The 14,617-nt window shown below is 52.6% G+C and carries 11 protein-coding genes and 1 pseudogene; 8 read left to right on the forward strand and 4 right to left on the reverse strand.

The window, feature by feature from the left end; all coding sequences use genetic code 11:
* Nucleotides 1–8: 8 nt before the first annotated feature.
* The 8 genes and pseudogenes from I5P96_RS04095 to I5P96_RS04130 all read left to right on the forward strand — a co-directional run bounded on the left by I5P96_RS04095 (nucleotide 9) and on the right by I5P96_RS04130 (nucleotide 6,657).
* Nucleotides 9–872: a CbrC family protein gene (locus tag I5P96_RS04095; RefSeq protein ID WP_117948556.1), complete on the forward strand. Its 864-nt coding sequence runs from the start codon at nucleotides 9–11 to the stop codon at nucleotides 870–872.
* Nucleotides 873–881: 9 nt separating this feature from the next.
* Nucleotides 882–1,433 carry a DUF4304 domain-containing protein gene (locus I5P96_RS04100; protein ID WP_006059611.1) on the forward strand — a complete coding sequence of 184 codons (552 nt, stop codon included), beginning with the start codon at nucleotides 882–884 and terminating at the stop codon, nucleotides 1,431–1,433.
* Nucleotides 1,434–1,459: 26 nt separating this feature from the next.
* Nucleotides 1,460–1,996, forward strand: coding sequence for a hypothetical protein (locus tag I5P96_RS04105; protein ID WP_006059612.1), 537 nt, complete (start codon nucleotides 1,460–1,462; stop codon nucleotides 1,994–1,996).
* 11 nt (nucleotides 1,997–2,007) lie between these two features.
* Entirely contained in the window at nucleotides 2,008–2,367 is a 360-nt protein-coding gene (locus I5P96_RS04110; RefSeq protein WP_006059613.1) for a hypothetical protein, read from the forward strand.
* A gap of 15 nt (nucleotides 2,368–2,382) precedes the next feature.
* Nucleotides 2,383–3,027, forward strand: coding sequence for a DUF3885 domain-containing protein (locus I5P96_RS04115; protein ID WP_008723402.1), 645 nt, complete (start codon nucleotides 2,383–2,385; stop codon nucleotides 3,025–3,027).
* Nucleotides 3,028–3,054: 27 nt separating this feature from the next.
* Complete coding sequence (locus tag I5P96_RS04120; RefSeq protein WP_006059615.1) at nucleotides 3,055–3,834, forward strand: hypothetical protein; 780 nt, start codon at nucleotides 3,055–3,057, stop codon at nucleotides 3,832–3,834.
* 26 nt (nucleotides 3,835–3,860) lie between these two features.
* Nucleotides 3,861–4,082: pseudogene (locus tag I5P96_RS04125) on the forward strand (spondin); the annotation flags it as partial.
* 682 nt (nucleotides 4,083–4,764) lie between these two features.
* On the forward strand, nucleotides 4,765–6,657 hold the full coding sequence (locus I5P96_RS04130) for a DUF6977 family protein (protein ID WP_199663712.1): 1,893 nt from the start codon (nucleotides 4,765–4,767) through the stop codon (nucleotides 6,655–6,657).
* A gap of 63 nt (nucleotides 6,658–6,720) precedes the next feature.
* Here the strand turns inward: I5P96_RS04130 and I5P96_RS04135 are convergent, their stop codons facing one another.
* From I5P96_RS04135 to I5P96_RS04150, 4 genes are all read right to left on the reverse strand, one after another.
* Entirely contained in the window at nucleotides 6,721–8,103 is a 1,383-nt protein-coding gene (locus I5P96_RS04135) for a relaxase/mobilization nuclease domain-containing protein (protein ID WP_117533926.1), read from the reverse strand.
* A gap of 55 nt (nucleotides 8,104–8,158) precedes the next feature.
* Nucleotides 8,159–8,437, reverse strand: coding sequence for a hypothetical protein (locus I5P96_RS04140; protein WP_117506243.1), 279 nt, complete (start codon nucleotides 8,435–8,437; stop codon nucleotides 8,159–8,161).
* Between the two features lie 109 nt (nucleotides 8,438–8,546).
* Nucleotides 8,547–8,879, reverse strand: coding sequence for a plasmid mobilization protein (locus I5P96_RS04145; protein ID WP_117506238.1), 333 nt, complete (start codon nucleotides 8,877–8,879; stop codon nucleotides 8,547–8,549).
* Nucleotides 8,876–14,599, reverse strand: a complete 5,724-nt coding sequence (locus I5P96_RS04150; protein WP_371316250.1) for a DEAD/DEAH box helicase family protein — start codon at nucleotides 14,597–14,599, stop codon at nucleotides 8,876–8,878. The genes I5P96_RS04145 and I5P96_RS04150 overlap by 4 nt, the downstream gene beginning before the upstream one ends.
* Between the last annotated feature and the right edge of the window lie 18 nt (nucleotides 14,600–14,617).

The following is a 14,617-nucleotide window of genomic DNA, read 5'->3' on the forward strand; positions in this document are numbered from 1 at the left end:
TGCGACCAATGACAGAATATCAGAAAACCTATATCGAACTAAAAAAACAGTTTGTTGCGACCAATGAAGGTCCGGACAGTGTCCGCGCTCTATATACCTTCAAGGAAGAACTTGAGCAGAGTGAGGATCAGCAGGCCAAAGAAGTGCTGGTGGATGTATATGACCTGCTGGACTTTAAGAAGGACGCCTACGAGCTGCTTTGCCAAATTGGAAATCGTTCCGATAAAAAGACCCTCAAGCGGCTGGGTACGCTGAAGGACTATGCGGAAAACTGGGGCAATCATTATGCCCTCCCCAAGCCCAAAACGCCGGAGGAAAAGCAGAAAGAAAAGGAACGGCAGGCCCAGCTGGGCCTGCCCGCCTTCCGGTATCACCCAAACCCTCTGGAAACTGGGGCTTTTGAGGAATCCGCAGACGGCGTTGTCTGCGACTGCTGTGGCAAGACGACCCATATTTTCTATACCAATCCGTTCTTTTCCGTGGAGGATATTGCATATCTGTGCCCGGCGTGTATCGCCAGCGGCGAGGCGGCCCGGAAATATGACGGCAGCTTTCAAGATGATTTCTCTGTGGACGATGGCGTAGACGATCCGGAGAAGCTGGACGAGCTGATCCACCGTACTCCCGGCTACTCCGGCTGGCAGCAGGAATACTGGCGGGCCCACTGTGGCGATTACTGCGCCTTTTGGGGCTATGTGGGCGCCAGAGAACTGCGGGCACTGGGTGTGCTGGAGGAGGTGCTGGACGACCCCATGTGGGACGAGGAGCAGAAGGGAATGATCCGGGAATCCGTCAATGGCGGGCATCTGCAATGCTATCTGTTCCAGTGCCTCCACTGCGGAAAACACCTGGTCTGGATGGATTTTGATTGAGGTGGCAACATGGAGAAGAAGGATTTTCCCAAGGGAACCAAGCCCCGTGAGATCTTCGTCTATACCTGTGAGCGGATCGCGGAGCCTTTGAACCCGCTGGGCTACAAATACCGCAAGAGCAAAAATGACATCTACAAAAAAGACGGCATCTTTGTGTTCTCCTTTTACTTTTCCCCCTCCATCCGCTTTGGCTCCACCACTTTTACTGCCTTCTTCGATGTGAGTTCCCCGGTGATTGCCCAGTGGCGCAGTGAGCAGGAAGGGACGGAGGAAACCTATGATGGTATCGTGGGTACCTCCATCGCCCGGCTGACCCACCGGTATGATGACTTCCCCCGCTATGAGGTATCTACTCTGCTGGAGCGGGAACGCTCTATCCAGGAAATTTCCGGGCAGATCCAGGACTATGCACTACCATTCTTTGCCCGGTTTTCCAATCTGCCCAAGCTGCTGGACGATGTGGAACAGGAGGGGTTCTTCCCCCATCGGAAGGGGTTCGATGTCCCTAAGCGGAATCGGGAGTTCATCGAATGCTTCCGGGAGTATCTCCAAAAGCAGTAGGAATCAGCAGAAAGGAAACAACACCTATGTCAAACAGTAGAGTATCCACTTGGAGTGGAATCCGGAACAAATTGGAGAATGACTACCTGTGCCCGGCACTCCGGGGCCACATCCAGTATTTTGCCACCAGTTACAGCAAAAGCGCCGACCATGAGGGCCGGGCCGCCATTCGTGTGGACGGCGTGGAAGTGCTGCGGAGCAACTACTACACCTATTTTGAAAATGTGTGGACGAAATTTCATCACTTGCGCTCCACCACGCTGAAAGATCACGACTCCGCAAAAGAGGCCATCAATCAGGCTCATGCCTATGCGCTGGAGCAGGGCACCTTTGACCAAAAGGTGTTCTATGAGGCGTTTGGGATCTTTGACAACCAGAGCATCGAGAAAAGCCTTGTCAGCGAGAATCCCCTTGTCCGTATCTTTGCCCTTCTGGATCGCAGGCTTGGCAAGCGCCGCCTGCTGGCTTTGGAGGACTCCATGGAGCAGGAACTGGACTGGGTGCGGGCTTTCTATGTGATCCGGTTGCAGGCCGAAGGGCTGATGGAAGCGAATAACATTTAGGAGGAACCACCATGTCACAGATCGCGTCCTTTTATCTGATAAAAAATAACCAGCGGCAGGAGTTGTCCGACGGTGACTGCTCCGGCGCGGTCTATATGGCCATCTGGGACTGGTGTGAGAGCGAACTGGATCTGGATGTCCGTTTTCCTGCTCCCCAGACGGAAGACACCCTGGACTGCGCTCTGCTGGAGGGAGAGCTGGCGTCTCAACTGCTGGCAGCTCTGCGGGAGCAGGATCTCCCGGAGCTGGCCGCTGAAATTGCCCCGGACTGGGATCTGCCCACCGAGGCGGTGCAAAGCGGACTTAATACGCTGCGCTCCCATCTGGAACTGGTGCAGGGCGATGCTGCTCTGCTGTATGAAATGACATGAGAACGGAGGGATACCATGCTGGCAAAGCGGTTTGAACACATTTTACATGATCTGGGCATGGCTGGGCTGGAACACCCTCTGTTCTACCATGCACCGGTGGGCATTCGTTTTAAGATCGGCGGGGAGGAACCAATCTATCTGGATAGGCGTGCGGCGAAGCTGAAAACCAACCCCGCTTATGTTCAGGGGGCGCTGGACCGAGCCGCCGCGATCTATCGGGCACTTCCGGCGGTGCCAGACCTTCTGCGGATCGACGGGTATCCCGATGAAGAACCCGCCGAGTCCCTGCTGACCGTTATCCGGCAGCGAGTGGGCCTCCCAGTTCCCGATGAACAACTTTCGGCCACAGAGCAGGATGAAGATGGGGATACCCATGCACAAGTGCAGTTTTACTGGGATCTCAGCAAGATCAGCTTTCAACCAGAGCTGCTTCTTCGGGAAATCATTCTGGGGGACATCGGCGGCTGGAACGGCTTTGTGTCCAGCGTCTATCTGGCTGGGCCGGGGCCGTTCCTCTACCATTTGTACGATGACCGTGGGCTGGATGTGCTGGGCGGCTCACAGAAGCTGCTATTGCCTCTCTATCATCAATTTCATGACTGGATTTTGGAATACGATCTGGAGAAGATTGACCAGATGTTCGCTCCAGCAAAAGAATGACTGCATAACAGAAAAGGAGACATTGCTATGGGACTTGATATTTACGCCGGGCCGCTGACCCGGTACTATTCTCACAACTGGAAAACTGTTGTTCAGCAGTGGGCGGAGGAAAACGGATACACCTTTAACCGGATCACCCCGGATGGAGAACCCGCCGACAACGAGGAGGAGCTGTCCCCGGCTGAGATCCAGGCGGCAGTGGAGGACTGGCGGGATCAGATCTTAGCCGCCATTTCCCAGCCGAACCAGCCGCACTACACTCCATGGCCGGAGGACAACGAGCGGCCCTATTACACCGATAAGCCGGATTGGGATGCCTTCGGCGCTATGCTGCTGGTGGCCGCCTGTCATACATACGAGGAACCGGTGCCTCTCACCGTGGAGAAGGACTGGGACTTCGGGGAGCATCCCCTGATTGCCCGCCTTGCATCGGACGAGGAGCGGGTGTGGTCCCTGCTTCGGGGCGCGACTTGGTGGCTTCCCCTCACCGACAGCTTTCTATTCCAAGGCCCTCTGCCCACCGATGATCAGACGATGATCGCCACCTTGGGCGGACTGCGGAAGGAGCTGGAAAAGCTGAACCAGCTGGCATGGCAGGCCGATGAGGACACTATCCTTGGTTGGGCAGACACGGAGGGATACCCGGTAGACGGAACCGTAGACTCAGATGGACAGTACAGCAAGGCAGACATCCCGGAACACACCCAGTATGACACCCAATCCTTGGCCAAGTTTGCCTTCTCCGTGTTCTGGCGGGCCATGCGGTTTGCCGAGGAGCAGCAGGTGCCTATCCTGCTTGACTATTAAAGAGAATTCGTCAGGGGGTGGAGACCGTGGAACAAAAACGGCCGGCAGATATAATTCAGGAACTTCTGGACTACCTGTGGAACGGCCTGGGCCTGGAGGAAAAGGGCTGGAAGCGTCTGAAAAAGGGCGACTTCAAAAAGAAAATGAAAAACGGGCTGACCTATCAGATCTGGTTTGACCGGAGCCGCTACAACTACATAGACTACGAAATCGGCCATGGGAATGTGGAGGTGGGCTTCACAGGCATTGACGATGATATCCACGTCGGAGCGGTTCATCAGGTCTTTCAGGATGCCAAACTGCTTTTTGGTACCAGCAGACACCAGATTTTCATTATCTATCTTTTTGTATTAAGGTCTACAGCAATCTAATCCCACGTTAAAACGAGAAAATGCTTAATTGTTCTCCTCAAAGTTCTCTACCTGTTCCATGACCTTTTTGAGAACTTCGGGGCTGTACTGCGGGGGATATCACGCTTTTCAAAGAACGAGCCGGAGTTGCGCGCAGCGCGCAGATAATCCCGGCAGTTAAACAAAATCTAATCAAGGTTGAGAGCTTTTTCTTCAGCCTTCGTCTTTGCCATGGCGTTTTTCTCCAATCTGAAAATTACAAATTGCGGACAAAAAGGACGCATTGTTGTGGCAAGCAGTGCAAGCTGGTACCAACTTGCAATTTTTGAATCCGATTTCTAAAAATCAAATTCAAAATGCTTGTTGGGCTGTGCCCAAACCCCTTGTGTTCTGCATCCAGTGGATGCAGGCTGCACATTTTTGAAAAATGCTTTTTAATCTGAGTGCCGATGCCTGTGGTATCGGCACTTTTTGCACAGATGGATTCCCGGAAGCAGAAAATAGTGCTATGCAGCACATCCGGGATTGTGCTATACTTGATTTACATAAACTTGTTTGTCCTAAAAAGTTGGAGGTGTTCATGGCAACACGAACCATTTGTTTTCCCATATCCGGCTATCCCTATTGCAGAGAACAGCCGGTGACATTCACATGGATAAAAGGCAGCAAGCGGCAGAATATCCGTGCCGTCCATGATGCCGTCCATACAACAGACCCTGATGTTTCGATTCTGGAAGTCAGCTCTGCATCCGTTCAGCCGGAGGGTGAAGCTGTTTCTTCTCTGCGGCTTTTGCTGCATCTGGATTCTGTTGCGCAGGATGTACCCATCAGCACGGTTTTTGAAGCCACCAAAGTGTTTGAACATGGTGGGCCATTCGCTGACCTTCTGACCTGTGAGCCACCCAAAGTCCATAAGGACACTCGGCTGCGAACCAGTGGAGAGCTGCTACGTTACTCTCTGGAAGGAAACGAGTATCCGACAGAGCCGTACATGGATTCGTTCTTTGAGTGGCTCTACTGCCGTGCGTTGAAGCAGTTCCCGGAAAAGGCGGAGCCGCTGAGCAGATATAATGCTTTTTCTGATATTGCTGCCGCAGCGGATTCTAAAAAGTATTATGGCGATTCCTCACGGGCGGCTGCGATTTATGTGGGACTTGCAGCGGCAGGAAAACTTTCGTGCATCGATTCCTATGAATTATTTATTGCTGAGGTCTATACGGAGCCGAAACCTTTGCCCAAGTCTGGAAAATCTGAGGCTGCTTCAAAAATGACACCCGAAGTTTCTGCACCAGCAAAGGAGACTCCGGCAGACGAATTGCCGCAGCCCGATAACGCAAATGCGGAAGTGATTCCGGACACTGCGCAGATGGAGCATATCCTTGAGCTGCCCAAAGCGACCTGTCTGCTTCTCTCTTTGGCAAAAAATGCTGGCCTTTCTGCAAATAGTTCCAGTGAGCTGACATATAAGGGAAAGGAATTCCTTCTTGACGCTTATCAGATAGCGCTGAAAAATAAAACGCTCCAAATCAATATCCAAAAGAACAAAATCACATTTCCGATGGAGGAACCGGACAGCGGATTTCATGCAGTTGGTGTGTTGACCCGTTCGCCTGCTTGGGAATACGGATGGAAGTTTAACTATCTGACTGAGAATACATCCGGTGCAGAAAAGTCCGAAGTTAAAGAAAAAATCCCTCCGAAGCCTTTGACCGCATTGGAGCATCTGGAACGCTGTGGGTATAGAATCGTTCAGCAGGTCGTACCGAAAAAACTTCCGCCGATTGCCGTTCAGCGGATGGCATGGAAAACAGGCGAAGCTCTTTGCGACCCGGTAGTGGTGGATTTCTTGCAGTTTATTCGGACACATATGCAGAGTGACGGCTCTTTTTCGTTTCGTATCCCAAAGGGTACTTCCAAGAATTCGTTTGCCACACTTTCGGAAATCGCTCAGACGTGGGATAAAATGGGACTTTTTGCATCCATTGTGATCTATCCGCAGAATATCGTCTATGAGCTTGCGCAAAATGAGACTGTCCGGCATTTCCTGAGCGGGAAGTGGCTGGAACTTTTTGTGGAGCATCAGGTTCAGCAGATTTTGAATCGCTATCAGGAGGAGCAGGGCGCAGAAGTTTCGCTTTGCTCCAATGTGATTCTTTCAGAAGCGGCATCCGCAGGGAGCACGCATGAACTGGATGTTGCGTTTTCCATCAACGGAAAATTCTTCTGGGTGGAAGCCAAATCGTCCAGCCGAAGCATTGATTATGGAAAATATGCTGCTCTGTGCGAAAAGCTGAAAGTAACCTCCGACCGACTGCTTTTGGTCAACAGCGATTTGTCCGTTGAGGAGTGTGAAGGCGTTTCTTACTTCTGGAATTATCGTGTTGCAAATTGTGCAACGATTACGGGGGAATTGGAAAATATGGTTGCCAAACAAATTGAAACTGCCGGAAAAGCCGTTCCAAGTACAGACTGAGCAATAAGCAAAAAAGACCCTGAGAACCCTGCCGGATAAGCGGCAAAGTTCTCAGGGACTGTTTTATCGGATCTGCTCGACTTGCTTGGAGTCCTTTTCCTCCGCAAAGAACAGTTCCACATTCTTCTGTGCTTTTACGATTTCCTGCATCTCATCCCGTGTCTTTCGGTACTCTGGGTAGAGTGCTTTTTTCTTGGTGAGCAAAGCCGAATACTCTGCATTCAGGTCTTTCACTTTGGGCAGCTTTTTCAGGCCGGATTCATTGAAAGCGGCTTTCGCCGTCTTATGCAGCGTGACTTCTTCCCGGTGCGCTTCCAAAAATTTGGAGCTGTACCCGGATTTGCGGTAAGCATCGTATACAGGCCGGGTCTTGGCATAGTTGACGATGTGCGCCCGGAGGACGGCGATTTCTGCCATACGCTTCTCGGCGGCCTTGATGGAATCGCCCAGTTTGTGATAGCGAGAAAGTGCAGCATCAGCACGCTCTTTCAGGTCATCCGCACTGCCGATTTTCTGCTCCTGCAAAAAAATCAGCGTTTTGGACATCTCTTTCAAGTTGTACTTCTTCGCCCAGCGTTCGTAGCCGCCACCTTTGCCCTCGGCAAGTTTTGCTTGAATGTCAACCAGCAACTGGAACGGCTGCTCTTTGGGAGGTTGCTTCTGATGTGGGCGGTGTTCGGCTTTTCCGGCAATGACTGCTTTGATTTCATCCTCGCTGTACCCGGCACCCAGTGTCTTTAACCGGATAAAGCGTTTCTGCCGTGCGCCTTTAACGGAAGTGTATTTGCCGCGTTTGATTTCATAGCCCTGCTGTTCCAGCTTTTGCAGAAAATCTTCGTAGTCGGTGGGCTTCTGCTGCAAAATCTCGTCGATTACACTGCACAGCCGGTCGCGGTTGCTCTCCTTTGGTGGGTAAGTGATGCGCTTCTGCCGTTCCCGGTAAGGCTTCTTTTCAATGACTGACAGCTGATGCTCCAGACAAATCAGGTCGCTCAACCGCTGCACTGCCAGACCGGAAAAGAAAAAATCCCGGAATTTTCTTGTGCCGTCCAGAGTGGTCGAGTTATAGATAATGTGATTGTGAATGTGTTCCCGATCGGTATGCGTTGCAACGATAAAAGCGTGTTTGCCTTTCAGAAACCGGGAGGCCAACTCATAACCGATGCGGTTTGCTTCTTCAGCCGTAATTTCACCAGGTCGGAAAGATTGCCGTATCTGATAGGCGATAATGTTACTTTTTTGGCTGCGCCCGGTGGCCTGCTCGTACAGCTTTTTTGTGAGCATGAACTCCTCGTCCACAGTAAGCGGGCTGCATTGATAGCTGCTGACAAGTTCGCCTTTTTCAGTCTTGTCGGGATTCTGCGCATAATCAGTGCGGTCTTTCAGGCAGGCGGCGATAGATTTTCCTTTGTGCTGATGCAGTGCGATCAGACGAGTAGCAGCCAGAGCAGATCACCTCCTAAATGAAAAAGCCGCCCGAAGGCGGCAAGAAGATTCAAAATCAAATCAGGTCCCGGAGCCAACCGCTGAATTTCTCAACGCCCTCCACCATTGCAGTTGCGCCGACAAAAAGGACAAAGCAGAGAAATTCGGCAACCAGCAGAATCAGAAATTGATCCCAAGTCTGGCGGTAGACGGTGTAGATGCCGCAGCCAAAGATATACAGCATCAACGGCGCGACAACATAGCTGGACAGAGTAAGCAGCCACTTTGCCATCAGAGCCAGAAAAGCCACGAACAGAGAGATCGGGGCAAGCATCATCTTGAATAAAAACCTCATATCAAACACCAGCCTTTCTTTTTCGCCCCTATTATAAAGGTATCGCCCCTTGCCTTGCAAGGGTGTCAACCGTTATGTAAACCCGCAGCCTCCTACTGCGGGAAATTTTTTAGAGTTCGGTGAGTTTGGCGAGAAGTTGCTTGCCAATAGCTATCAGCTCATCCAACCGACTACGCAAGTCCTCTAAATCGGCGGCATAGAGCTGCCCGCTTTCACTGGCCCGTTTCGCCACCTGATTCAGGTTGTTGCTGCAATTCTGAAGAAGGTACGCCATCCGACGCAGCTGTGGTAAATCAAGATTCAGGCAGTAACCATCCAGAGCCATTTTTCGCAGATAAGAGCCAATGCTCAAAATACCGCAACTTTCCATCTTCTGACGAATGCGTTCCAGTTCGACTTTGCTGACACGAAAATGGATCTGCTGGTCACGGTGCTCCGTCACCGGGCATCACCATCCTTATCCAAGTAAGATTTGAATGGTCGGACAGGCTCCACTTTATCAGCCTTTTCTTCCAGAGCTGCCAGCACAGAGGGGCGGGCATCCGGCTTTTCTTCCGCTTCGGGTTCTGTCCGGCTGGACTGATGCTCCATGTTCAACAGCGCATCCAATTCTGCAAGGCGGGCAGATTTGGTTTGCAGTTCTTCCTCCTGCGCAAACGGCTTGGCGATTTCAACCTCTGCGGCCTGCTTCTGCTGTTCCAGAGAATCCAGTGCGGCATCAGCATCGGCAATGCGGTCGGCAAAATTGCCGATGGCATTGTCCAGACGGACGATGTTGCCGCGAGGGTCATCGCCCAGCGGTACCGGATAACTCAGCTCGCCGCGGAGAACGATTTGATGCTCATTCTTGAAACTGTCAAAGCGAATGTTCAGCTCAAAGCCGCGATAGGTGCCCAGCAGCATCATATCCGCATTCGGCATCTCCTTGCAGGCGAGCATCAGCCGCTCACCAGCGGCTTTTTTCTCATCGAACACCATGCCCTTGATCGTCATGCCGCAGAAGTTCTCCTTATCCTGCGGGTGTGCGTCTGCGATTTGGGCATCGTTTTTCAGAGCCGCAATACGGTTCTTCGCTTTCTGAATTTCCTCCGGGTAATGCTTGAGCAGCTTATCTTCCAGACGATATTTCTGGTTCTGGTAATCCGAGCGCAGCACCTTGAGCTTTGCTACCTGCACATCCAGATCCATCTTTTCCCGGATGCGCGGGTCGCCTGCGCATAGGGCCTTGACCTCGGCATACGAAAGAGCCTGCTCATCCACATCATCACAGGAGCGCATCGGAGATTTGCTCGTCATGATCTGCGAAATAAACTTCTGCTTGTTTTCCAGCGTTTGCCAGAGGTAGGCGTCGAATGTCCCCTCCGTGACGTAATTATAGACGTAAACTTGTTTGTTTTTGTTGCCCTGACGGATGATTCGGCCGTTGCGTTGGGTCATATCGGACGGTCGCCAGCCTACATCCAGATGATGCACGGCCACCAGCAGGGTCTGGACATTGGTGCCTGCGCCCATCTTTGCAGTGCTGCCCAGCAGGACACGCACCTTGCCGCTGCGGACTTTGGAGAACAAATCCGCTTTCTTACCTTCAGTATCAGCGTTGTGGATGAACTCGACCTCCGATTCCGGCACCCCGGCGGCAAGCAGCTTTGTGCGAATATCATCGTAGACATTGAACGAGCCGTCTCCCTTGGGCGTGGACATATCGCAGAAAATCAGCTGCGTCAGATTATCCTCTTTGGTTTCGTTCCAGATACGCAGAACATTGTCGACGCAGGCATTCAGCTTGCTGTCCGGGTCATCCGGGGTGAGCGGATTCATCAGCCGCTGGTCAAGGCCGGTTTTACGTCCGTCCGAGGTGATCTTCAGCATATTGTCCACCGAGGGGTCAACCGCACCGCTATGCACCTCAGCAGCACGTTCGCTCAGGGATTTCACCATGTCCTGCTGGATTTCCGAGGGTTTGACCACGACAGTTTCAAACTTGGCTTCCGGAACAGGCAGATGCAACTGGTCGGAAGTCTTGATGTCCGCTGCCTCCTTGAACATATTCATCAGCTCCGGCAGATTAAAGAACTTGGCAAAACGTGTGCGCGCACGGTAGCCGGTTCCTTCCGGCGCAAGCTCAATGGCCGTGGTGGTCTCGCCAAACGTAGAAGCCCATGCATCAAAGTGGGTCAGTTGTTTCTGCTGGAGAGTGCTGTACTGCAAATAGCGCATCAGTGTGTACATTTCCGTCATGGAGTTGCTGATGGGCGTTCCCGTTGCGAAAATCACGCCGCGCCCGCCAGTCACTTCATCCAGATAACGACACTTGCCGAACATATCGCTGGACTTCTGTGCTTCGGAGGTAGAAAGGCCAGCAACATTGCGCATCTTGGTGTAAAGATATAGGTTCTTGTAGTTCTGGCTCTCGTCCACAAATAACCTATCTACGCCTAATTGTTCAAATGTGACCACATCATCCTTGCGGTCGGTGGACTGTAGCTTTTTCAGTTTCACCTCCAGTGTTTTCCGTGTCTTTTCCATCTGTTTCACGGTAAAATGCTCACCGGACTGTTCTTTGGCCTCTGCAATGGCTTTTTCGATTTCCTCGATCTGATCTTCGATGATCCGTGCCTGCCGTTCCGCAGAAAGAGGGATTTTCTCAAACTGCGAGTGGCCGATAATGACGGCATCGTAGTCGCCGGTTGCGATGCGGGCGCAAAAACGCTTTCGATTGGCGGGTTCAAAGTCTTTCTTGCTGGTAACGAGCAGCTTTGCATTGGGGTATAGCCGCAGGAACTCGCTGGCCCACTGCTCGGTCAGATGGTTGGGTACCACGAACAGGCTTTTCTGACACAGGCCCAAACGCTTAGATTCCATTGCCGAAGCTGCCATCTCAAAACTTTTGCCGGCACCCACCTCGTGGGCGAGCAGGGTGTTCCCACCATAAAGCACATGAGCAACTGCATTGCGCTGATGTTCCTGCAGATTGATCTCCGGGTTCATACCGACAAAATGGATATGGCTTCCGTCATACTCGCGGGGCCGGGTACTATTGAACAACTCGTTATACTGCTTCACCAGCAGATTCCGCCGCTGCGGGTCTTGCCAAACCCAGCCTGCAAAGGTATCCTTGATGGCCTGCTGCTTCTGCTGGGCAAGCATCGTCTCCTTCTGGTTCAGGACACGCCGCTCTTTACCGTCCTCCTCAATGGTATCATAAATGCGGCAGTCCCGCAAATTCAAGGTGTCCTCCAAAATCTTGTAGGCGTTGGCCCGGTGGGTGCCGTAGGTTTCGGTGGACATGATATCATACATTCCGGCGGCAGATTTGTTGCCGATGCGCCATTCGGACGTAAATGGAGAGTAGCGGACTTGGATCAGGTTGTTATAGCGGATGCGGTAGGGCGGCTGAAAAGTCTCCATCATAAACTGCTGCACAATGGCGGGATTCAGCCATGTGGCACCCAGTCGGATGTCGATTTCTGATGCTTCAAGGTCCTTCGGCTGCGCTTTGGTCAAAGCCTCCACATTGATCTTGAACTCCGGGTGGCTTTCAGCGGCAAGCTGAGCCATGCGCAGTTTATTCCGCACATTGCCGGAAAGATACTCGTCCGCAGTCTGCCAGCCTGCTTCCGGCTCATCTGCATCCGCAGAAGGGTCTTTGAAAATCACGCCTTGCAGCTCTGTGGTAATACGCTCATAATCGCCGGGAGAGCCGAGAAGTTCCGCCATATAGGGCAGATCAACACGGCCATGTTCTCCAATGGACACTGCCAGTGCTTCGCTGGGGGTGTCCACGCTGGTGACGGTGCGCTCCGGGCGAATCGTTCGCTTGGTGAACATATCCGCCTTGCTTTTGAGCTGTTTATTCTCATCGAGATTTTCCAAAGAGCAGAGCAGATAGTAGGAACTGTCATCATCGAACAGGCGGGCATTTTTCTTGTCGTTGATCAGCCCGTATTTTGCGGTAAAGGCATCGTAGGCGGCGTTCAATTTTGCTTGCGATGCCTTAATATCCTCGTCCGGGAAGTCCAACTGCTGGTCAATCAGTTCGTTGACGATTTGCCGCAACTCCACCATACCAGCTACACGGCCTTTGGCATTATCGGACAACTCCACCTGCGTCATAATCGAATTTTCTCGGTAGTACACCTCACCGTCCACCACGGCATAGGAGAAATTCTTTACATCTGGGTCAGCGGGGAGCGTCTTGCGCTCGACTTCTGCATCCGCAACATCTGGTGTTTCCACCTCGACTTCAACATACTGGCCCTCAATATGCTGTACCGCTTCGGCAAGCTGGTCGGCCAGCACTGCGCCCTCGATGGGGGCAACCGTCAGTTCCTCCCGTCCGTATTGGGTGCTTTCGGTGGTCAGTTCGCCCAGAATCATCTCCGGGTGGTCCACGAAATACTGGTTGATGGCAAAGCCGTCCTCGGTCTTGCCAAGCTGCACCCATGCAGGTTCGATGTCCGCAGGGCGGTCACGCTTCTGCAAAAAGATAATGTCACTCACAACATCCGTGCCTGCGTTTGCCTTGAACGCATTATTCGGCAGACGGATAGCTCCCAACAGGTCAGCACGCTCTGCCATGTGCTTGCGGGCGGTGCTGTCCTTGCTATCCATGGTGTAGCGGCTGGTGACGAACGCCACCACGCCGCCCGGACGCACTTGGTCAATGGCCTTGGCGAAAAAGTAGTTGTGGATGCTGAATCCCAACTTGTTGTACGCCTTGTCGTTGACCTTGTAGTTGCCGAAGGGCACGTTGCCCACCGCCAGATCGTAGAAATCACGGCGGTCTGTGGTCTCAAAGCCCGCCACGGTAATGTCGGCCTGCGGGTACAGCTTTTTGGCGATGCGCCCGGTGATGGAATCCAGCTCTACGCCGTACAGACGGCTGTCCTGCATGGTGTCCGGCAGCATACCGAAGAAGTTGCCCACGCCCATACTAGGTTCCAGAATGTTACCGCTGCGGAAACCCATGCGCTCCACCGCATCGTAGATACCACGGATCACGGTGGGGCTGGTGTAGTGGGCGTTCAGGGTGCTGGAACGTGCGGCGGCATACTCGTCCTCGGAGAGCAGCCCTTTCAGTTCGGCGTATTCCTTTGCCCAACTATCTTTGCCGGGGTCAAAAGCGTCTGCCAGACCGCCCCAGCCCACATACTGTGAAAGCACCTGCTGTTCCTCGGCGGTGGCACCCCGGTGCTCCTCCTCCAAACGAAACAGAGTTCGGATGGCTTCGATGTTCCGGGCATATTTCTGCTTTGCACCGCCCTCGCCCAAATGGTCGTCTGTGATGCGGAAGTTCCCGGCAGGCGCAGCGTTCAAGGCTTCATCCAAGGCAGCGGCATCCGGGAAGGTCTGCACCTCTCCGTCCATTACAGCAGAGATGGGCAGTTCGTCCAGTTCTTCGTCAGACGGCTCCGGCTCGTCCTTGTCTGCTAAAAATTTTGCGTGTTCGACTTTGAGCCACTCGGCGGCTTCTCTGTCTGCAACTTCTTTTTTCAGATTTTCCAGATAAGATTCTGCCTGCTTCTCGTTAGAAAACTGTGGAACGGCGTGATTGGTTTCATAGTAGTCATCATAAAGATCATCCCAGATAGCAAAAAGCGGCATTTTACCGTCAACGACTTTTCGGACAGAGAAACGTTCGTATTCAGGCACTTCGGATTCCTTGGCGATGGCTTCTGCCTGCGCCAGCATTTTATCCACACGCTGAGCAGTCGCACTCTGTCGCAGCCCCTGCTCAAACTGCTGCTTGTTAATAACCTCATTGTCCCAAGACTGCCCGTGCGCACTGGTGTCGATGCGCACATCGGTTTCGCCAACATAGCCGATGGTACCTTCAATCGTTCTGGTGGGCAGGTCTACCACAACTTCATCCCCGACATTGTAGTTGGATGCTTCCTGTCTGGTAGCACGCTGTTCCTTTTCCTCATCTGTCAGATAGCGGTCGGACTGAATCATAAGGTCGATATACTTTTCCACCTGCGCCCATTTCAGGGTGATTTTCTGGTGGTCGGGATAATGAACAAATTCCAGACCCTTCCAGTCGTGGTTGACGAAGCCTCGACTGCCATCCAGATAATCGTGGGAGTGCCCACCGATGCCGTACTCCTTTGCCAGTGCTTTGGCACAGAGTTTGCGGTCAGGCTGGGTCTGGTACAGCGCAATAATGCGCTGTTTGCCGCC

The organism is Faecalibacterium prausnitzii (genome assembly GCF_019967995.1).
GTDB lineage: Bacteria > Bacillota > Clostridia > Oscillospirales > Ruminococcaceae > Faecalibacterium > Faecalibacterium prausnitzii_E.

Excerpts from the sequence above, each read along its gene's own strand:
- I5P96_RS04120 (WP_006059615.1), top strand. The coding sequence starts at position 3,055 with ATGGGACTTGATATTTACGCCGGGCCGCTGACCCGGTACTATTCTCAC.
- I5P96_RS04115 (WP_008723402.1), top strand. The coding sequence starts at position 2,383 with ATGCTGGCAAAGCGGTTTGAACACATTTTACATGATCTGGGCATGGCT.
- I5P96_RS04140 (WP_117506243.1), bottom strand. The coding sequence starts at position 8,437 with ATGAGGTTTTTATTCAAGATGATGCTTGCCCCGATCTCTCTGTTCGTG.
- I5P96_RS04130 (WP_199663712.1), top strand. The coding sequence starts at position 4,765 with ATGGCAACACGAACCATTTGTTTTCCCATATCCGGCTATCCCTATTGC.
- I5P96_RS04105 (WP_006059612.1), top strand. The coding sequence starts at position 1,460 with ATGTCAAACAGTAGAGTATCCACTTGGAGTGGAATCCGGAACAAATTG.
- I5P96_RS04110 (WP_006059613.1), top strand. The coding sequence starts at position 2,008 with ATGTCACAGATCGCGTCCTTTTATCTGATAAAAAATAACCAGCGGCAG.
- I5P96_RS04100 (WP_006059611.1), top strand. The coding sequence starts at position 882 with ATGGAGAAGAAGGATTTTCCCAAGGGAACCAAGCCCCGTGAGATCTTC.
- I5P96_RS04095 (WP_117948556.1), top strand. The coding sequence starts at position 9 with ATGACAGAATATCAGAAAACCTATATCGAACTAAAAAAACAGTTTGTT.